The sequence below is a fragment of the Chryseobacterium turcicum genome (genome assembly GCF_021010565.1).
Taxonomy (GTDB): domain Bacteria; phylum Bacteroidota; class Bacteroidia; order Flavobacteriales; family Weeksellaceae; genus Chryseobacterium; species Chryseobacterium turcicum.
In genome coordinates this window covers 150,212-169,896 of the sequence record NZ_JAJNAY010000002.1, presented here as the reverse complement: position 1 = coordinate 169,896, position 19,685 = coordinate 150,212, and the positions used below count along the sequence as shown (strand labels likewise).

16 protein-coding genes are annotated in these 19,685 nt (G+C 33.6%); 9 read left to right on the top strand and 7 right to left on the bottom strand.

The window, feature by feature from the left end; genetic code table 11:
* Nucleotides 1–51 precede the first annotated feature (51 nt).
* From LO744_RS15520 to LO744_RS15495, 6 genes are all read left to right on the top strand, one after another.
* Nucleotides 52–1,170, top strand: coding sequence for a DNA polymerase III subunit (locus LO744_RS15520; protein ID WP_230670952.1), 1,119 nt, complete (start codon nt 52–54; stop codon nt 1,168–1,170).
* A gap of 355 nt (nt 1,171–1,525) precedes the next feature.
* On the top strand, nt 1,526–2,152 hold the full coding sequence (locus LO744_RS15515; protein ID WP_230670950.1) for a TetR/AcrR family transcriptional regulator: 627 nt from the start codon (nt 1,526–1,528) through the stop codon (nt 2,150–2,152).
* The gene (locus LO744_RS15510) at nt 2,136–3,449 is read left to right on the top strand and encodes a TolC family protein (protein ID WP_230670948.1); all 1,314 of its coding nucleotides are present in this window, start codon (nt 2,136–2,138) and stop codon (nt 3,447–3,449) included. Before LO744_RS15515 ends, LO744_RS15510 begins: the two co-directional genes overlap by 17 nt.
* A 19-nt stretch (nt 3,450–3,468) precedes the next feature.
* The gene (locus LO744_RS15505) at nt 3,469–4,569 is read left to right on the top strand and encodes an HlyD family secretion protein (RefSeq protein WP_230670946.1); all 1,101 of its coding nucleotides are present in this window, start codon (nt 3,469–3,471) and stop codon (nt 4,567–4,569) included.
* A 155-nt stretch (nt 4,570–4,724) separates the two neighbouring features.
* On the top strand, nt 4,725–6,302 hold the full coding sequence (locus LO744_RS15500) for a DHA2 family efflux MFS transporter permease subunit (protein WP_230670944.1): 1,578 nt from the start codon (nt 4,725–4,727) through the stop codon (nt 6,300–6,302).
* Nucleotides 6,303–6,794: 492 nt separating this feature from the next.
* Nucleotides 6,795–7,205, top strand: coding sequence for a hypothetical protein (locus tag LO744_RS15495; protein WP_230670942.1), 411 nt, complete (start codon nt 6,795–6,797; stop codon nt 7,203–7,205).
* Between the two features lie 71 nt (nt 7,206–7,276).
* Here the strand turns inward: LO744_RS15495 and tyrS are convergent, their stop codons facing one another.
* Entirely contained in the window at nt 7,277–8,572 is a 1,296-nt protein-coding gene (tyrS, locus tag LO744_RS15490; protein WP_230670940.1) for a tyrosine--tRNA ligase, read from the bottom strand.
* Between the two features lie 601 nt (nt 8,573–9,173).
* Between tyrS and LO744_RS15485 the strand changes: the two genes are divergently transcribed.
* A complete protein-coding gene (locus tag LO744_RS15485; protein ID WP_230670938.1) occupies nt 9,174–9,734 on the top strand; it encodes an RNA polymerase sigma factor in 561 nt (186 codons plus the stop codon).
* A 173-nt stretch (nt 9,735–9,907) separates the two neighbouring features.
* Nucleotides 9,908–10,774 (top strand): lipoyl synthase, encoded by an 867-nt coding sequence (lipA, locus tag LO744_RS15480; RefSeq protein WP_230670936.1) that lies wholly within the window; start codon nt 9,908–9,910, stop codon nt 10,772–10,774.
* A 107-nt stretch (nt 10,775–10,881) separates the two neighbouring features.
* Here lipA and LO744_RS15475 read toward each other — a convergent pair whose 3' ends face one another.
* Together LO744_RS15475 and LO744_RS15470 are read right to left on the bottom strand one after the other, a co-directional pair.
* A complete protein-coding gene (locus tag LO744_RS15475) occupies nt 10,882–12,933 on the bottom strand; it encodes a M13 family metallopeptidase (protein ID WP_230670934.1) in 2,052 nt (683 codons plus the stop codon).
* A 152-nt stretch (nt 12,934–13,085) separates the two neighbouring features.
* Nucleotides 13,086–14,336 carry a CinA family nicotinamide mononucleotide deamidase-related protein gene (locus tag LO744_RS15470; protein WP_230670932.1) on the bottom strand — a complete coding sequence of 417 codons (1,251 nt, stop codon included), beginning with the start codon at nt 14,334–14,336 and terminating at the stop codon, nt 13,086–13,088.
* 320 nt (nt 14,337–14,656) lie between these two features.
* Between LO744_RS15470 and LO744_RS15465 the strand changes: the two genes are divergently transcribed.
* Nucleotides 14,657–15,133, top strand: a complete 477-nt coding sequence (locus tag LO744_RS15465) for a DUF7832 domain-containing protein (RefSeq protein ID WP_230670930.1) — start codon at nt 14,657–14,659, stop codon at nt 15,131–15,133.
* Between the two features lie 95 nt (nt 15,134–15,228).
* Here LO744_RS15465 and LO744_RS15460 read toward each other — a convergent pair whose 3' ends face one another.
* The 4 genes from LO744_RS15460 to LO744_RS15445 form a co-directional block, all read right to left on the bottom strand.
* Nucleotides 15,229–15,768 (bottom strand): lipocalin family protein, encoded by a 540-nt coding sequence (locus LO744_RS15460; protein WP_230670928.1) that lies wholly within the window; start codon nt 15,766–15,768, stop codon nt 15,229–15,231.
* A 411-nt stretch (nt 15,769–16,179) separates the two neighbouring features.
* On the bottom strand, nt 16,180–16,968 hold the full coding sequence (locus tag LO744_RS15455; RefSeq protein ID WP_230670926.1) for a LytR/AlgR family response regulator transcription factor: 789 nt from the start codon (nt 16,966–16,968) through the stop codon (nt 16,180–16,182).
* A gap of 187 nt (nt 16,969–17,155) precedes the next feature.
* Nucleotides 17,156–17,881: a PA3715 family protein gene (locus LO744_RS15450; protein ID WP_230670924.1), complete on the bottom strand. Its 726-nt coding sequence runs from the start codon at nt 17,879–17,881 to the stop codon at nt 17,156–17,158.
* A gap of 8 nt (nt 17,882–17,889) precedes the next feature.
* The gene (locus tag LO744_RS15445; RefSeq protein ID WP_230670922.1) at nt 17,890–19,629 is read right to left on the bottom strand and encodes a tetratricopeptide repeat-containing sensor histidine kinase; all 1,740 of its coding nucleotides are present in this window, start codon (nt 19,627–19,629) and stop codon (nt 17,890–17,892) included.
* Nucleotides 19,630–19,685: the final 56 nt, after the last annotated feature.

The window sequence follows — 19,685 nt, the reverse complement described above, 5'->3', positions numbered from 1 at the left end:
TTCATAATTCACCATTTATTCTTTTCCACAAAATTCTTTTATCTTTGAAACATGAATTGGGAAAACATCGCCGGACAAGAAAATCTTAAAAAACTTCTTCAAGACAGCATCACCGAAAACAGAGTAAGCCACGCCCAGCTTTTCATAGGAAAAGAAGGTTATGGAACGATGCCTTTGGTTTTAGCGTATGCAAAAGAAATTTTGAATAGAGAAAACGAGTATGCAGCCTCAAAAGTAGAGCACCTTAATCATTTAGATTTACATTTCAGCTTTCCTGTTTTTACCGATAACAGAAACTCATTAAGTAAAAACAAATTTGAGGAATTCAGAGAAATGATTATCGATTTCCCTTACGCTAGTTTTGATGACTGGACTGCTGTTTTGGAATCTGAAAACAAACAATTCTTTATTTCTGCAGATGAAATAGACGAGCAAAATCAAAAATTTGCTCTAAAAAGTTTTGAAGGCGGTACAAAAATTCTCATCGTTTGGCGAGCTGATAAAATGAATACGGCAGCATCCAATAAGTTTCTTAAATTTTTGGAAGAACCACCAGCAAAGACCATTATTCTTTTAACGGCAGAAAGCAGTGACGATATTTTGCCAACAATTTTATCAAGAACGCAGCTTATTGATGTTCCCAGGATAGGTGATGAAGACTTGGAAGCTTTTTTGAAAAGTAAATTTGATGTTTCAAATGAAAAGGTAAAAGAAGTTGTACATCAGTCACAAGGAAATTTGAATGATGCGGTAAAGTTTTTAAACTCTCAAAATAAAAATCCTGAGTTTGAAAAGCTGTTTGTACAATGGGTGCGTGATGCATTTATGGTAAAAAAGAAGCCGGAATTTCTTAGAAATATTATCATTTGGGCCAAAGAAATTGCAAGCTGGAACAGAGAAAAGCAAAAGAATTTTCTCAATTATGCCTCAGAAATTTTCAGATTGGCTTTATTGCAAAATTATCAGTCTGAAGAATTGGTTTACAAAAAAATTGATGCCAATGGTTTCAATTGGGCAGGTTTTTCAAAATTTATAAGTGGCGCAAATATCATTAGTATTTTAGATGAAATTAATACTGCAGATTTGCATCTTACTAGAAATGGCAATCCTAAAATCGTATGGACAGATTTAGGAATCAAACTTTCAAGATATATTCATAAGAGTTCATAGAAGATTCTCACGCATTATATTCTTTAATCTTAAGAAAATTTATAGGCCACGAATGCACGAATATTTTTTATTCGTGCATTCTTGGCAATTGATGCTGTTTTCAAATATAGAATAGCCTTCTGTCAAGTCTTAATTTTCCTTTTACAAACACAAATTTCAACTCTTTTTTTCTTTAAAAACATAATGAATACAAAATCTATACTATTTATTATGTTTGTGAATAAAGCGTAATTCATTGAATATTAATTGTTTATTGAGTTTGTTGTTAATAAAGGATTAAATTTAAATTAAAAACCAATCAATCGTTTGATTTTATTGAAAACTTGTGTACATTTGCACCCGCAAAACACCGCATATGATTTCAAAAGAAGAAAATATATTATTCGCTGCAGAAAAGCTATTTGCAGAAAATGGTTTTCAGGGAACTTCTACAAGGGAGATTTCTAAAGCAGCCAATGTAAATATTTCAATGATTTCTTATTATTTCGGTTCTAAAGAGAAGCTTTATGAGAAATTGGTGGAATATAGAATGAATGAAGGTCAGTTTTTTTCTAAAGATATTCTGGAAAGAACAGATATCAATGAATGGGAAAAGATTGAAAGAATTGTTGATCAGTTTGCAGGAAGAGTAAGGCATCACAAATGTTTTTACAGAATTATGCAACGAGAGCAGCTTCATACAGAAAATCCTCAGATTGTAGAATTTTTGAAGGAAACTAAAATGAGTTTCATTTCAATGTATTCTAAAATTCTGGAAAGTGGAATTCAAAAAGGAATTTTTACTAAAAACCCACCTATCTATTTACTGCATTCTACTGTAAGCGGAACATTATTTTATGCGTCGAACGCAAAAGGAATGTATCAGGAATTTCTTAACAATACAGAAGATGAAGAAGCTTTTGAAGAGAAATATTATTCGGAACTCAAAAAACATATTAAATATATACTAAAAGACCTTTTAGGTTATGAAGAGAATAAATAACTCAGTTATTGTACTTTCCCTTTTTGCAGGAATAACGTACACCCAAGCTCAGGAGAAAAAACAACTCAGCCTCGATGAAGCCGTACAGTTGGGAATCCAGAACAGTAAAAGTTTGAAAATTGATGCTGCCAAAATAGAAGAAGCAACTGCCGATCTTTTGGAAGCAAAAAACAGACAGCTCCCAGAATTGAAAGTTTCTGCAAGTTATCTGTATCTGCCCATGAAACCGAATGTTGATATCCGCCTTCCCGGTGTTTCTGGCGCAGGAGGTCCAGAAGTTCATCAGGTAGCTTTTGGTTCGGCAAATCTAAGTGTTCCAATTTACAGCGGTGGAAGAATAAAATACGGTATCGAGTCTGCAAAATATTTGGTGGAAGCATCAAAATTGAGCACCGAAAGCGATAAAGTTGCCATTGCTTATAATGTAGCTCAGGCTTATAATAATTTATTTAAAGCCAATCAATCGATTAAAGTTTTAGAAGAAAACCTTACCGCTTCTCAAAAAAGAGACGAAACTTTCCTAAAGCTTGAAAATAATGGGGTGATTGCAAGAAATGACCGTTTAAAGGCAAATCTTCAGACTTCAAATATTGAACTGCAATTATTAGAAGCTAAAAACAATTATAATATCGCCAATATCAATATGGATTTACTTCTTGGTCTTCCAGAAACGACAGAGATTGAGGTAGATCAAAACTATGTTGATGAATCTGATGATGTGAAACCGGTTAGCTTTTATCTGAATGAAGCGCGAGAAAACCGTAAAGATTTGCAAGCTTTAGACCAACAAAGAAAAGCAGCAGAATTGGGAACGAAATCTGCAAAAGCAGAAAACCTTCCTTCTATTGCATTCACTGGAGGTTATGTAGCAGCAGATATTCCAAAATTTTTAACGATTTATAATGCAGTGAATGTTGGAGTAGGGGTTTCTTACAATCTATCAAACATTTGGAAAGAAAATTCTGCTTTAAAGCAATCAAAAGCAAGAGAAATGCAGTTGTCAGCAACCAACGAATTGTTGAATGACAATATTAAGTTGGATGTCAACAGAGAATATCAAAACTCAGATTATTCTAAAAAGAGAATTACAGTTTTCGAAAAAGCGGCGGTGCAGGCTAATGAAAACTACAGAATTACAAAAAATAAATATGATAACGGTCTTGCAACGATGACAGAGTTGCTAGATGCAGATGCGGCTCAGATTGCTGCAAATGTTGGCGTTATCAATGCAAAAGCAGATGCTGCATTGGCTTACAGAAAACTATTGCAGACTACAGGAACTTTAACAATCAAATAAAAACAGAATAATATCCAAAATGGAAAATAACAATACTCAAGCAACTGAACCGAAAAAGAAAAGTTTAGTTTTCCCAATCATATTAGCCGTAATCGTCATTGGAGGAGGAATCTTCGGTTATAGAGCATATTCTTACGGTCAGTTTCATGAAGAAACGGATGACGCACAAATTGCTTCAAACATGAACCCTGTTATTTCTAAAATCTCAGGATATGTAGCCGAAGTAAAAGTAAAAGACAATCAGTTTGTAAAAAAAGGTGACACTTTGGTTATTTTAGATAGCAAAGATCAGAAAATGGCTTTAGATCAGGCTCAAGCAGCGTTATCAACGGCAAAAAGTAATATCTCATCTGCTCAGTCTTCTACAAACGCAACTTCAAAGAACATCAATAGTTCACAAGCAGCTGTAGCCACAGCAAATGCACAAATTGAAGCAGCAAAAGTAAACGTTTGGAAAACTTCTCAGGATCTAAAAAGATATTCAGTTCTTGTAAAAGATCACTCGATTACAGAGCAGCAATACGAGCAAGCTTTAGCAGCAAAACAATCTGCAGATAAACAACTTCAGGTTTTAGTAGATACAAGAAATCAGATTGCACAGCAAACTGGAATTGCATCTTCACAAACAGAAGCAAGTTCACAGCAAATTTCAGTGGCCGGTTCGGTAGCGAAACAAAGAGAAGTAGATGTAGAAAGTGCAAAATTAAATCTTTCTTATACGGTTATTGTAGCTCCGGAAGATGGTTTTGTAGGGAAAGTTCCTATTCAGGCAGGGCAATTTTTACAGGCAGGTGCGCAATTATTTAGCTTGGTTAAAAATGACCAAAAATGGGTGATTGCAAACTTTAAAGAAACTCAGGTTGCCAAAATGGTAGAAGGACAAAAAGTAAAAATAGAAATTGATGCTTTCCCCGATACAGAATTTGAAGGAGTAGTAAGCTCATTCTCTCCGGCAACAGGTTCTACATTTTCTATTTTGCCTCCAGATAATGCAAGTGGAAACTTCGTAAAAGTAGTACAGAGACTTCCTGTAAAAATAGATTTTGTAAACCTTGATTCAAAAATTGCAAAAAGATTAAGAACAGGAATGAATGTGAAAGCAGAAGTTTCTTTAAAATAATATTGAAATAGTGAATTGTCAATTTTGCTGAAGCAAGTCAATTGTGAATTGAAAATGCAGTATGATTGATGTTATTTTGGAAATGGAGTAGTAAAAATTGACCACGATGTTGATTGACCATTGACAATTCACTTTTTTACAATGTAAAAAAAACTATGCAAGATTCATTAGTAGAATATGGAGCCCGAAGAGTAATCATTACGATTACAGCGATTCTTTGTGCTTTACTAGAAATTGTGGATTCCACGATTGTAAATGTTGCCCTCAACGAAATGAAGGGAAACATGGGTGCTACACTTTCTGAAGTAGGTTGGGTGATTACAGCATATGCCATTGGTAACGTAATTGTAGTTCCCATGACGAGCTGGCTTTCACAGCAGTTCGGTAGAAGAAATTATTTTGCCGCCTCCATTGTCATCTTTACTATTTTCTCATTTCTCTGTGGGAATGCAGATAATATTTGGGAGCTGGTATTTTTTAGATTATGCCAAGGTATTGGTGGGGGGGCGTTGTTGGTAACTTCGCAAACCATTATTACAGAATCATATCCTATCGAAAAGAGAAGTATGGCGCAGGCAATCTATGGTTTGGGAGTAATTATTGGCCCTACTTTAGGTCCACCATTGGGAGGGTATATTGTTTATCATTATAGCTGGCCTTATATTTTTTATATTAATATTCCAATTGGTATTGCGGCGGCTATTATGACATTACAATTTGTAAAAAGTCCGAAGTTTTCTGAAAAAAGAAAAGCTTCAGAAGTCGATTGGCTTGGGATTATGTTGTTGGCATTAACTGTAGGGTCCTTACAATTTATTTTAGAAAGAGGCCATGAAGAAGATTGGTTTGAAAGCGGAATGATTGTTACTTTCACCACAACAGCTGTTTTAGGATTTGTCTTATTTCTATGGCGAGAGCTCACCTATAAATATCCTATTGTGGAACTCAGGGTTTTGAAAAACGGAAACCTGAGGATAGGAACGGCAATGTCTTTTGTTTTAGGATTTGGTTTGTATGGTTCAACGTTTATCGTTCCTTTATATACACAGAGTGTTTTAGGCTGGACGGCATTAGACTCTGGGCTTTTGATGGTTCCGGCGGCTTTAACGACCGCATTTATGATGCCAATTATCGGTAAATTACTTTCGAAGGGAGCAAAACAACAAATTTTGGTTTCTTTAGGATTGTTGATATTCTTTATTTATAGTTTCTGGGGCTATAAAATTTTGACACCAGATACCAGTAAAGAAGCCTTTTTCTGGATGCTGATTGTACGAGGAATGGGGCTAGGATTATTATTTATTCCGATTACCTCTTTGTCATTAAGTACATTAAAAGGTCAGGAAATCGGTCAGGGTGCAGCTTTTACAGGAATGATGAGGCAGCTTGGTGGTTCTTTCGGAATCGCTGCGATTACCACATTTATTGCCAACGCCAGTCAGAAATACAGGGTCAACTTAATATCTCATTTAGATAGTGATAGTTTTGATGTTCAGCAACGGTTAGCAGGCTTAAAAGCCAATTTCATCGCTAAAGGAATGACTCCCGATAATGCAATGAATGCTGCTTACAAAGTTTTAGATATGACAGTCACGAAACAGGCTACAGTGCTTTCTTATATGGATGTTTTCCTTTATTTAGGAATCGCTTTCTTAATTTGTATTCCGTTTATATTATTTATAAAAGAACGAAAAAGTAAAGAAAAGATAGATTTGAGTGAAGCCATGCACTAATCCACAAAAAGTCCTAACGGGACGGCTTACTAAAGGATAGGATGAATCCTATCCAACAATATCATTATATTAAAATTTACAAACCTCTGAAAATTTTCAGAGGTTTTTTGTTGATTTAATAAAATGAGATACCGTATGGCCACAGTTTTTGCTCAACCAATAAAGGATGGCTCTGTCGGGCCACAGAATTGTTTCCCCGCATTTAGGTTTGCCCTGTCCCAAGTTGGGAAAGCTTCCCTCTAAATGGGTTCTTGCTGTCGGGCGGCATTTTAGCGTAAACCTAAATAGGTTTAGATAAATATGACATTGAAAAGGAATTTTGAATTTCTGTTTTTTAAATTATTTTTTTTGAATCTTTTCTGTTAAAATTCTGTAGAAAATTTTACTTAAATTTGAGGATTGATTATCTTTTCTTAACAGAATTGATTTCTAAATAGCAAATTCAAAAGATTACGCAATAGAAAATAGATATAGCATTTACAAAAATAAATTATGAGAAAAATAAAATTGAATCAGGTCGTAAAAGGGTCGTATGTTGTTTTGATGGTAGCAATAATTTTGGGTTTTGTTGTTTCTTGTAAAAAAGATGATGATGACGTTTCTGAGACCGAAACTCATAAAATTATTTTTAAAGCTGAAGGGTCAGCAGGAACCAATATCAGCGGTGCAGTTTATGGTATCGATGGCAATCCTATTACAGTAACCGGCTTAAGCGGAACGACTTGGTCGAGCCCGGAGCTCTCTACAGAAGGGGTAGTTTATAATGTGAATATGGTGGTAAATGCAGTAGGAGCAGACGCTTCTTCTACTTTGAAAGTTCAGATTTGGGTAGATGGCCAGCTTAAAAAAGAAAGTGTCTCGAGCGGATTGAATTTATCAGCTACAACAAGTTATACATTCTAAAAATCAACAATTAGATAAAAAAATAATCCGACTCAGAATTGAGCCGGATTATTTTTTGTATTCTTTTAAGATTAAATCACTTTTACAATAAAGTAACTTTTCTTTCCTTTTTGTAGTAATAAGAATTTACCGTCAATCAAATCTGTTTCGTTTGCGGTATAAACGTCATTGATTTTTTCTTTGTTTACAGAAATTGAATTTCCTTTCAATTCTCTGGTAGCTTCACTTTTAGATTTCAAAAAGCCTGTTTTTTCTGAAAGCAAATCCACAATGTTAATTCCTAAAACATCAGCTTTAGCAACTTCTTTCTGAGGAACTCCGTCAAAAATTTCCAGGAAAATTTCTTCATCAAGGCTTACCAAATCTTCAGCGGTTGATTTTCCAAAAAGAATTTCTGAAGCTTTCATCGCTTTTTCATATTCTTCTCTTCCATGAACCCAAACGGTAACTTCTTCAGCTAATTTTCTTTGAAGTTTTCTTTCGTGTGGAGCTGTTTTATGGTCTTCAATGAATGCTTCAATTTCTTCTTTTCCTAAAAATGTATAGAATTTAATAAATCTTTCAGCATCATCATCGGTTGCATTCAACCAAAATTGATAGAATTTGTAAGGGGAAGTTTTCTTTTGGTCTAACCAATAATTTTCTCCACTTTCAGACTTACCGAATTTAGAACCGTCAGCTTTTGTAATCAAAGGAACCGTCAGTGCAAATGCCTCTCCTTGTGCTTTTCTACGGATTAATTCTGTACCTGTGGTGATATTTCCCCATTGGTCAGAACCTCCCATCTGAAGTTTTACATTATTATTTTGATATAAATGAAGGAAATCATATCCTTGAATTAATTGGTAAGTAAACTCTGTAAAACTCATTCCGTCAACACCCGCTTCTCCTGAAAGTCTTTTCTTCACAGAATCTTTTGCCATCATGTAATTAACAGTAATGTTTTTTCCAACATTTTTAGCAAAATCAAGGAAAGAAATTTTCTTCATCCAGTCGTAATTGTTCACCAATTCGGCTTTGTTGGTTTCATTTCCATCAAAATTTAAGAATCTTGAAAGTTGATTTTGTAAACAGTCCACATAATGCAGTAATGTATCTTCATCCAAAAGATTTCTCTCTGCAGATTTTCCTGATGGGTCACCAATCATTCCTGTAGCACCACCTACCAAAGCGATAGGTTTGTGACCATGTTGTTGAAAATGAGCCAGAATTTTTATCTGAATAAGACTTCCTATATGTAAAGAATCTGCAGTAGGATCAAAACCGATATAGGCAGTTGTCATTTCCTTATTCAGTTGTTCATCTGTTCCGGGCATCATGTCGGCAAAAAGACCACGCCATTTCAGTTCTTCAATAAAAGAGTTCATTATTTTTGGTTTAAATTTGATGACAAAGATAAGAAAATCAAGCGAGTTTCGGGCTCAGAGATACGGGATTCGAGATTCGAGTTTCGGGGTTCGAGTTTCGAGATTGTAAACACAAAAAAAATCTTTGATTTTTAAACTTATGTGCTCTTTACTATTTTCAAAGCTTAAAACTTAAAAGATACTAATGTGTCAAAAAACTTTTATGATTAAAGTTTCGAGATACGAGATTAGCGTTTCGAGTTCAAAGTTTCGAGATTGTAAACACAAAAAAAATCTTTGATTTTTAAACTTATGTGTTCTTTACTATTTTCAAAGCCTAAAACTTAAAAGATACTAATGTGTCAAAAACTTTTGTGGTTAAAGTTTCGAGATACGAGACTGTAAACACAGAAAAAATCTTTGATTTTTAAACTTATTGTGCTCTTTACTATTTTCAAAGGTTAAAACTTAAAAGACACTAATGTGTTAAAAACTTTTGTGGTTAAAGTTTCGAGATTGATATTAAAACTTTTTGAGTACTGTTTCCAAACTTGTAAACATCCTTCATCCATCTTCCCACATGTATTGTTTCGTTAGTGAAAATCAATTATATTTGTTAATAATGAAAGACGAGCAATTATTTCCTCTCATCCAAAAGGCAAAGGAAAAAGACCAGAAAGCACAAACCAAACTGATTAATGTTTTTTGGGTAGACGTTTTTTCTTTTGTGATGAAAAAAGTGCACGACGAAAATGATGCAGACGAAATTACCGTCAATGTTTTTTCAAAAGTGTTGTCTAAGCTTGATTTGTACGATCCTCATTTTCAGTTTAAAACTTGGATTCTGACGATTGCTCAAAATACAATTATTGATTATTGGCGTAGAAAAAGTCGTGAAAATCAAGATCCTACCGAAAATTTAGACGAAGTAAAAAATCATTATGCAAAATCTCCCGAAGAATTGATGATTTCTGATGAAGAGCAGCAAAAGATTATTAAAACCATTGAGTCTTTAGATGTTAATTATCAGGATATTATTAAATTAAGATTCTTCGAGGAAAAAAGCATCAAAGAAATTGCCGAAGAGTTGGGGATTTCTGTTGCTAATACAAAAGTTCGTGTCATGCGCGCCAAAAAAGTTTTAGCTGAGTTGCTGAAAAATAATGAGTTTGAGGATAATTAACTTTTTGTAAACTAATGTTTTTACCACGAATGCTCAAATTTTTTAATTTAAGCAAGTAGGTAATAAACTATTCGTGCATTCGAGGCAAAAATAAATTATCATTTCCATCAATTCACATCGTAGATGTAGTCGATAAAAAAATCACTAACTTTGAAGCTCAATTTGAGAGATAAATGGAGAATTTAGTTCAAGATACTACCGTTCAAAAACCAAAATGGATTCGTGTAAAACTTCCTACAGGAAAGAATTACAGAGAATTAAGAACTTTGGTAGATAAATATAAATTAAATACAATTTGCCAAAGTGGAAGCTGCCCAAACATGGGTGAATGTTGGGGCGAGGGAACGGCAACTTTCATGATTTTAGGAAACATCTGTACCAGAAGCTGTGGTTTTTGCGGGGTGAAAACCGGAAAACCAATGGATGTAAACTGGGACGAGCCTGAAAAAGTAGCTCGTTCTATTAAACTAATGAAAATTAAGCATGCGGTCTTAACTTCTGTTGACCGTGATGATTTGAAAGATATGGGTTCTATTCTTTGGGGGGAAACTGTAAACGCAGTAAGAAGAATTTCTCCGGGAACAACAATGGAAACTTTAATTCCGGATTTCCAAGGTCTTACAAAACATTTAGACAGATTGGTAGATGTAGCTCCGGAAGTGATTTCTCATAACATGGAAACGGTAAAACGTTTGACGAGAGAAGTAAGAATTCAGGCAAAATACGAAAGAAGCCTTGAGGTTTTAAGATATTTAAAAGAAGCCGGGCAAAACAGAACAAAAACAGGATTAATGCTTGGCTTAGGTGAAGAAAAACATGAAGTTTTCCAAACCATTGAAGACATAAGAAACGCCAATGTTGACGTTATTACGATGGGGCAATATTTGCAGCCGACAAAAAAACATCTTCCTGTGAAAAAATTTATCACGCCTGAAGAGTTTGATGAATTCGGAGATTTTGCAAGAAGTTTAGGTTTCAGACATGTTGAAAGTTCACCTCTGGTGAGAAGTTCTTACCACGCAGAAAAACATATTCATTAAAAATATAAAAACGTCTCACAAATAAAATGTGAGACGTTTTTTTTATCAATCTTGTAGATATAAAAAAACCGCTCATTGCTGAACGGTTTTAAAATTTTAAATATTGATTACCAGATTTTAATTCTATCTTCTGGCTTTTTGTATAGTTTATCACCAGGTTTCACATCGAATGCTTTGTAGAATGCATCAACATTCATTAAAGGTGCGAAACTTCTGAAATATCCAGGAGAGTGTGGGTCTGTTTTCACTTGGTTTACCATGTATTTTTCACTTGATAAAGTTCTCCAAACGGTTGCCCAGCTTAAGAAGAATCTCTGGTCTTGTGTATAACCACTGATTTTTCCAGGATTACCTTTGTCTTTAAGATACATTTGAAGGGCATCATAAGCGATGTTTACACCTCCTAAATCTGCGATATTTTCACCATTTGTGAAAGTTCCATTAACGAAAGTTCCTTTTACAGGCTCATATTTATCGTATTGAGCAGCCAAAGCTTTAGTAGCTTTTTCGAAGTTCGCTTTGTCTTCTGGAGTCCACCAGTCTACTAAGTTACCGTCTGCATCAAACTGTGCCCCTGAATCATCAAATCCGTGAGAAATTTCGTGACCGATAACAGCACCAATTCCACCAAAATTAACGGCAGCATCAGCTTGAGGATTAAAGAATGGCGGTTGAAGAATTGCAGCAGGGAAAACGATTTCGTTATATACCGGGTTGTAATAAGCATTTACCGTTTGTGGAGTCATTCCCCATTCAGTTTTATCAACCGGTTTTCCGATTTTTGCCAACTCTTTATTGTACTGCCATTCACCGATATTCTGAAGATTCTGATATAAGTTTCCACCTTTAGATTCTGGAGTGATTACCAATTTAGAATAATCTTTCCACGTATCAGGATAAGCAACTTTTACGGTAAATTTATTCAGTTTAGTCATCGCTTTTTCTTTCGTAGTAGAAGACATCCACGTTAAACCGTTGATGTGAACTGCGAAACTTTTCTTTAAATAATCAATCAACTCAACCATTTGAGCTTTAGCTGATGCTGGGAAATATTTCTCAACATATAATTTTCCGAAAGCCTCTCCCAAAGAACCGTTGATTAACTCATATCCTCTTTTGTTTAAAGCTCTCTGCTCCTGCTGACCTCTTAAATATTTACCGTAGAAAGCAAATTTTGCATCTCCTAATTTTTCACTTAAATAAGAAGCACTTCCGCTGATCATGTGGAATTTCAAATAATCTTTGATTACAGGAAGCGTTTTAGCGTTTACCAATTGATCAAAGTTTTTGTAATACTCTAATTCACCGATAATAACTTTATCAGTATTTACACCAACCTTACTAAGATAAGCAGGAAGGTCTACATTTTTAACCAAAGCTTTAAGTTCGGCCATTGTTTTTGGATTATACTGAAGGGTATTATCGCGGCTTTGCTCATTCGTTAATAAATGTTTAGCAATGCTTTTTTCGTAGTCTACAATTCCTTTTGCAGCAGCATCAGCATTTTTGTACCCTAATTCTTTTAGCATAGAAGCTACATATTTCTGGTATTCTGCAAGAGCTTCAGTATTTTTAGCATCTACTTTCTGATAGTAATCTCTACCCATTCCTAATGAAGCGTCTCCAAGATAAACGGCATTCATATTAGAATCTTTAAGGTCTGCATAAACACCCCATCCGTAAAAATTGTTTTCTCCCTCTTTCGTAACTGAAGCTAAATAATTCTGAAGATCAGTAAGATTTTTAATTGCATCAATTTTGTTGATGTTTTCCTGAATAGGCTTGATTCCGTCTGCATTTCTCTTCTCCATATTCATATACGTAGCATACAAATCCTGGATTTTTTTACCTTCACTTCCTTCTGCAAATTTATCTTTCAGAAGCGAGTTTAAGATAGTCATTGAATTGTTATCGGTATCATCTGCCAATTTGTTGAAACTTCCCCAAGTTGGTTTATCAGAAGGGATTTTGGCAGTTTTCATCCAAGTTCCGCTCACGTAATTGTAAAAATCATCTTGAGGACGAACAGATTTATCCATCAAGCTAATGTCTAAACCTTTATCAATAGTGGTTGTTTTAGTAGATTTAGTCTGAGCGTTCAACGTATTTTGTGAACAAACTCCTGCTAATAAAAACAAAGAAAGTGTTAATTTTTTCATTGTAATAATAATTTACACAATATGTATATTTAATTTAAATTTTGTTACGGTAAAGTTAATTTATTTTATCAATCGAATTGAGTTCGATTTTTAACCACAAAAGGGCAATGACATTTTATGTTGCCATTAGAGCTGCAAACGTCAAAAAACTTTTATTTATTGATTAAAATTCCTACCAAGTCCTGAAGGATTTTCTGCGAGACGAAATAAATAAAATCCTGTCGGTCTAAATGGGGCATGTACAATTTAAAAGTTTGAGATTCATCTTTCACTTTTATCGTGTAATATACTAATCCCACTTCTTTGCCATCTTCACCTTTTCCAGGGCCTGCAACTCCGGTTGTAGAAAGAGAAATATCTGTTTTGAATAAATTCTGACAGCCATCAGCCATCTCTCGTGCAACTTCTTCGCTCACCACTGTAAATCGTTCAATAATTCCTTCTGAAACATGAAGAATATCTATCTTTTTCTGCGTGGCGTAAGGTACTATACCACCGATAAAATATTTAGAACTTCCAGGATTTGATGTAATTAAAAGAGATAATTCTCCACCTGTACAACTTTCTGCAGTAGAAACTGTAAGCCCTTTTTCGCTTAAAATTTCACCTAAAATTTTCTCAATTTTATCTTCAGAAGTTGCAATGATATTTTCACCGATAATAGGGAACAGTTTTTGAATTTCGTTTTCCAGCTGAATCTGCAATAGATTTTCGTTATTTCCAGTTGCCGTCAATCTTAATTTCACTCTTGTGCCAATGGGAAGATAAGACAGCGCAAGGTTTTCTGGCAAAGCAAGTTCCCAGTTTTCAATTTGATCTGCCAAAATACTTTCGGGAATCCCAACTACAGAAACAATTCTTGTGGAAATATAATTCAGGTTAAATTTTTCTTTTAAATAAGGAACAATCTGATCTTTTATTAAAGGTTTTACTTCGTACGGAACACCAGGTAAACTAAAAGCTAATTTTCCGTTTTGTTGCATCATCATGCATGGAGCTGTACCGTAATGATTTTGAAAAACAGTTGATTTTGTAGGCACAAAAGCCTGTTCGCGGTTTCTTTCTAAAATTTCGATGCGTCCACGTTTTTCCATATATGCTTTAAGATGCTCGAAAGTGACCTCATCTAAAGCAATTTCATCATCAAAAAATTCGGCTAAAGCTTTTTTTGTTTTATCATCTCTTGTTGGTCCCAAACCTCCTGTGGTAATAATCAAATCTCCAATTTTAAAAGCTGATTGTAAGGCTTCTTTGATGGTTTCTATTTCGTCTGAAATGGTGATAATCTGAGAAACTTTTATCCCAATATTTTTGAGTTCGGTAGCGATAAAATTAGAATTGGTATCTACAGTATTTCCTGAAAGAATTTCGTCACCAATGGTGATAAGAACTGCGTTTTGCATGCGTTTAATTTTGAATAAATTCTCTACAAATGACGTGAAAATCTCTGTAGTGAACAAAAGAAAATGATTTTTTATATCTTTGGCTTTAGTACATGACATTTTTTTAACCGCAAAAGCGACAAAAGATTTTATGCAGGAAATAAGCTATTCAAAAGCTCGCAAAATAAGTGATAAAGTAAAGATTTTACATTTTGTAAACTTTTGAATTTCTTTTTTTTCAATCATTTCTTTTGATACTTTTGCGGTTAAAAATGCACTTTAATTTTTTTGTCATGTATTAAAATCTTTGATTTAAACTTTCTGAAACTATAATAAAGATTATGACTAAATATGATGATGCTTCGTGGCATTATGGCGGAGATTTTCCGGAAGGACTTCCCGAGAAAAATGGCGCTACCCACACCGGAATGTTTCTCAGCTGGTGTATCAACAACAATCTGCATTCTGATGAATTGAAAGAAGATTGCGAAAACGAAATTGAAAGTTTAAAAAGACGCGAAATCACCGGTGCAGACTTTGTTATCGATGCCTGTGACGGAAAATTTTCAGAATTTGATCTGAATGATTTGGGAAATGCTTTTGCGAAAGATTATTACGTTGATGAGACCGAATTTGCAGATAAATTCAGTTCATTTGCTACAGATTACCTCAATGTTTTTGATAGTGTAGCCGAAGAAAATGATTTTGAATATGAAACCTTTTATCATGTAGAAGATACCTACGAAAATTATGATTTAATGAAACAAGTTATTGATCATCGCTTTCTGGAATGGAAAGAGTATCGAAATTTGAACTGAAATTTATCCAAAAAAAACCTAACGGGTTTTTAAAACTCGTTAGGTTTGAATTATTTAAATTGTTACTTTATAGATTACTTCGTCGCCACGCATGATTAATCATGTTTTACCCAAATCAAATTGTCGGTGTTGTAACCCAATTTTTGTGCTTTTGCTAAGAATCTTTCTTTAATACTGTTAGGGATTTCTTTATTTCTAGACAAAAACCAAATGTATTTTGTGCTGTTTCCTACGACCAAAGCATTTTGGTAGTCATCATCAATATCAATCACGTTATAGCCTGCCCAAATAGGTTTAAAAAAAGAAACCTTCAATCTTGCTTCAGATTTGTCGTTAACGAATTTTGCCTCACCAATAGACTCTTTCCATTCTTTTTTTACGTAATCATAGCCTCTGTTTTGCACTTTTATTGTTCCATCAGGATTGAGTGAATAATCAGCTGTTACATTATCCATGTTTTTCTCAAATTTAAAATCGAAACGTGCAATTTCATACCATTTTCCAAGGTATTTTTCTGAGTTAAAATTTTTGACCGCCGTTGCTCCTTTAGGAATCCCAACTGAACAAGAGTTGAATAGTAAAAATCCGATAATGCCTAATGAAACAGGAATAGCTATTTTGTGTAAGGTTTTCATAATACTGTAATTGTTTACAATGAAAATTCAAAAATGATGCCTTAATTGGTTTTGAATTTGGTTATAATTTTTTTTTTGAATCATTAAGAGAATGTTTAAATTTAAATGAAAATAATTTATCTCGCGGATTTTGCTGATTAAGCAGATTAATTTCTCAGTTTTTAATCCGCTAAATCTGTATAATCTGCGAGAATTATATAAAAAATGATTGGAAAAAATCACAACTTAATCGTACAGAATTTAAATTAATAAAATTTAAACAAGCTGTAAGATGTATTAAGAAGTTGAGAATAGTTAAGGTGAGCTTCGCTTTAAGAATAGTTCTTACTAAAAATCTATTTGATTTTTCCTTAATGAAACTCAACTCCTTACATATTCTTAATGGTTCAAAATATTTTTATGTCAAACATTTCAAGAAAAAACCTTTAGAAATTGATCTTTAAAGCTTCCAGAAACTTCAATTTCGGAGTTATCAGACAATGTTGCTGTGCCACTTTTATGATAAGATTTCACGAAACTGGTGTTGATAATATGTGAACGATGAACTCTCACAAAAGGACTTTCAAGTAAATCATCAAAATGTTTTAAAAATCGACAAACCATTTTTTTTGAACCGTCTGTAAGGTAAACCTGCGTAAAATTTCCATCAGCTTGAAGTCTTACGATATCTTCTGTTTTTACCACGTCGAAACCTTGTAAAGTCGGGAGAATCAGTTGTTGTTTTTCAGGTTTTAGTTTTAAATTTTCTAGCAGAATTTTGTTTCGGTTTAATTCGTCTTTCTTTTCAATACTTTCTGCCACTTTATTAACCGCTAAAATCAATTCCTGAATATCAATTGGTTTTAAAATATAGTAACTCGCAGATTTGTTTAAAGCCTGCAGAGAATATTGCGAAAATGCGGTAATAAAGATGGTTTCGTAAGAAAATTCTTTGGTTGCTTCTAATACGTCAAAAGCGTTTCCGAAAGGCATTTCAACATCCAAAAAAACTAATTGCGGGCGACTTTCTGCAATCAATGGAACTGCATCTTTTATATTTTCTGCTTCACCCAGAATTTCGATTTGTGGACAGTATTTTGTGAGATAATTCCTTAGAACTTCTCGTGCAATTTTTTCGTCGTCTACAATTACAGATTTTATTTTCATCTTTTTAGGTTTTAGGTTGCAGATTTTAGGAACCAGCATTTTAGTATATGACATTTTTTTAACCGCAAAAGCGACAAAAGATTTTATCCCGGATAATTTATTCAAAAGCTAACAAAACAAGAAATAAATGAAAAATTTACATTTTGTAAACTCTTGAATTTCTCTTTTTTCAATCATCTCTTTTGATACTTTTGCGGTTGACAAAAAAATATTTTTTTTGTCATGTACTAAAAAGCAGGATTTATTGGTAAACAGATTTGTTAAATTTCAAAGTTTTATAAGATATTTTTGACGTTTTATTTTCGATGCATTCACCGTTAACTTCTTTGCCAATCGTCTTTATATTTTCTATTTTGATTTTAAGATTAGCAAAACCATTCGTTCTTAGTTGATCTACAATAATGACCGAATTATCTTCTTCAAACTCTCCTGAACAGTTCATATCCCATTCTCCACTATATGTCATCAGGTTATAGCTGTCAAGAATTTTCTTTAAAGTTTTACCTTCAGGATAATACAATGAAATATCGGATGAAGAATAAGGATTGGGCTTGCTGCTTCCGCGATAATTGGCAGTAATGCCAAAAGCACGAATAGCTGAATTTAACTTATAAAGACCGGTGTCGATTACAAAACTGTCTAACATAATGGCATCAGATCCAAATTCTGTATTATCAATATATTTATTTTTTATTCTTCCCTGAGAATCGGTAATTAGAATGGTGTTTTTCACAGAAAATCCGTCATCTTCAAGTTTCCCCAATAAAATGGGAACTACAATAATGTATGAATCTTCAAGATTAGGCATTTTCTTTTCAGTGTAAAGCTGATTGTGAACGTTAGAAGAACTAAGTTTCAATTGTTTCAAAATAATGTCATATCTCGCATCGTCATATACCTGAGCAGACAAAGAAAAAGCAATGAATAGCAATAAAAGGGTTGTTATTTTTGTATATAATTTCATCATTATTTCTATTAAATTATCATTGAAATCTGAACAATAACCCCGTCTTCAGAGTCTTTTACCGCACAATCAATATTCTTGTTATATAAATCATTGAGCAGCCTTATTCTTTCTAGAGTATTTTTCATCCCACGACCTTCACGTGTTTTTTGATGCTCAGTTTTCTGCTTTTTGCTTTCTTCTATTCCTATGCCGTTATCTTTGATCGTAATATTCAGTAAGTCATTATTTTTAATGAATTTTAAACTTAAAAATCCCTTTTCAGATCTGTATCTTAAGCCATGCCAAACAGCGTTTTCTAAAAATGGCTGTATCAGCATTCCCGGAACTTTTAGACTTTGCGTATTTAAACTTTCGTCAACCTCAATTTCGTAATCAAATTTATCGGCAAAACGCGTTTTTTCTAACGCCAGATAATTTTGAAGCAAATCTAATTCCTGCTGAAACGGTATGAAATCTTCACTTGAGTTTTCCATGACGCCACGCATTAATTTTGAAAATTTGGTTAAATATTGATTGGCTTCTAACTCGTTATTGGTGGCAATAAAATGATTAACAGAATTTAAACTGTTAAAAATAAAGTGCGGATTCATCTCACGACGCAGCGACTGCAACGCAATTTTTTTGTTTTTGATTTGAACCTTTTTCAGCGTTCTGAAAATGAAAATTATTAAACCTGTCAGTAAAACCAGCACAGCAATTAAACTGTAATTGAAAATATTTTTCTTGCGAATGAGCTCATCTTTTAATTTCTTTTCCTGTTCAAGTTGTGAAATTCTTTGTTCGGTATCTTCAAGGATTTTATTATCAACCAAACTTCTGTCTTTGGAAACCAAATCTGGTAGTTTTCCGAGAAAATCTCGATAAAGTTGCACCGAAGCATTGGTGTTTTCTGAAATGTTATACAAACTGTCGAGTTTTTTTACACTTTTCTGTGCTTCAAGCGTGTGCCCTTTTTGTAAAGCGATATCGTAAGCGTTTTTCAATAAAATAATCGCTTCTTTTGGATCGTTTTTTTTGATGTAAATTTCTGCTAATTCCTGAATCTGTTCGACTTTTTTCTGAGAATTTTCTTTGACGAAATTTTCTTTTAAAACTGATTTTTTAGCTTCTATCGCTTTATCAAAATCTTTATTATCTACATAAAAATTGGTCAGTTTCTGATTGATTGCCAATGCCTGTTGCGGCGCTTGTTCTTTTGAAATTTGATAGGCTGTATTGAGGTTTTCTTCAGCTTTCGGAATGTTTTTATTTTCAATATTTACATCTGCCATTTGGCTGTAGCTTGCGGCAAGATCCTCTTTGTTATTTTCTTTTTCGCTAATCTGAATATTACTCTGAATAGCTTCAGCTTTATTTTCTACTCCCGGAGATGAAAGTCTTGAAGCATCATTGCCGTTCAAGCTTCTTTTTGACTTTGAATATCCAATTTTTGATGCCTTTTGGTAATTGCTTTGTGCAGATTTTAGCTTATTTTGATTTTCCTGAGACTGCGCTAATTTTCGAATTACCTTTTCTAGATTTTGCTTGTCGTTAAGCTTTTCGTAGATATTTTTAGATTTTATAAAATACTCTTCACTTTTAGAAAAATTTCTAACATTAAAAAAAGTTTCACCGATATTGTAGTAAGATTCAGCTTCTGCAGCTTCGTTTTTTGTATCAACGGCTTTTTTCAGTTTTTCGCTTTCAACTTCAACTTCTTTCCATACATTATTAGTTGTTTGAGAATATAACATATTCCCAAAAATCATAAATAAAAAGATTGTAAAAAATTGAAACATTTTCATAAAACAAAGATATACATATA

What these genes read in the sequence shown, in the direction of transcription:
- LO744_RS15505 (WP_230670946.1), top strand. Translation starts at nt 3,469, where the DNA reads ATGGAAAATAACAATACTCAAGCAACTGAACCGAAAAAGAAAAGTTTA.
- LO744_RS15510 (WP_230670948.1), top strand. Translation starts at nt 2,136, where the DNA reads ATGAAGAGAATAAATAACTCAGTTATTGTACTTTCCCTTTTTGCAGGA.
- LO744_RS15520 (WP_230670952.1), top strand. Translation starts at nt 52, where the DNA reads ATGAATTGGGAAAACATCGCCGGACAAGAAAATCTTAAAAAACTTCTT.
- LO744_RS15485 (WP_230670938.1), top strand. Translation starts at nt 9,174, where the DNA reads ATGAAAGACGAGCAATTATTTCCTCTCATCCAAAAGGCAAAGGAAAAA.
- LO744_RS15495 (WP_230670942.1), top strand. Translation starts at nt 6,795, where the DNA reads ATGAGAAAAATAAAATTGAATCAGGTCGTAAAAGGGTCGTATGTTGTT.
- tyrS (WP_230670940.1), bottom strand. Translation starts at nt 8,572, where the DNA reads ATGAACTCTTTTATTGAAGAACTGAAATGGCGTGGTCTTTTTGCCGAC.
- lipA (WP_230670936.1), top strand. Translation starts at nt 9,908, where the DNA reads ATGGAGAATTTAGTTCAAGATACTACCGTTCAAAAACCAAAATGGATT.
- LO744_RS15450 (WP_230670924.1), bottom strand. Translation starts at nt 17,881, where the DNA reads ATGATGAAATTATATACAAAAATAACAACCCTTTTATTGCTATTCATT.
- LO744_RS15455 (WP_230670926.1), bottom strand. Translation starts at nt 16,968, where the DNA reads ATGTCATATACTAAAATGCTGGTTCCTAAAATCTGCAACCTAAAACCT.
- LO744_RS15500 (WP_230670944.1), top strand. Translation starts at nt 4,725, where the DNA reads ATGCAAGATTCATTAGTAGAATATGGAGCCCGAAGAGTAATCATTACG.
- LO744_RS15465 (WP_230670930.1), top strand. Translation starts at nt 14,657, where the DNA reads ATGACTAAATATGATGATGCTTCGTGGCATTATGGCGGAGATTTTCCG.
- LO744_RS15460 (WP_230670928.1), bottom strand. Translation starts at nt 15,768, where the DNA reads ATGAAAACCTTACACAAAATAGCTATTCCTGTTTCATTAGGCATTATC.
- LO744_RS15470 (WP_230670932.1), bottom strand. Translation starts at nt 14,336, where the DNA reads ATGCAAAACGCAGTTCTTATCACCATTGGTGACGAAATTCTTTCAGGA.
- LO744_RS15475 (WP_230670934.1), bottom strand. Translation starts at nt 12,933, where the DNA reads ATGAAAAAATTAACACTTTCTTTGTTTTTATTAGCAGGAGTTTGTTCA.
- LO744_RS15445 (WP_230670922.1), bottom strand. Translation starts at nt 19,629, where the DNA reads ATGATTTTTGGGAATATGTTATATTCTCAAACAACTAATAATGTATGG.
- LO744_RS15515 (WP_230670950.1), top strand. Translation starts at nt 1,526, where the DNA reads ATGATTTCAAAAGAAGAAAATATATTATTCGCTGCAGAAAAGCTATTT.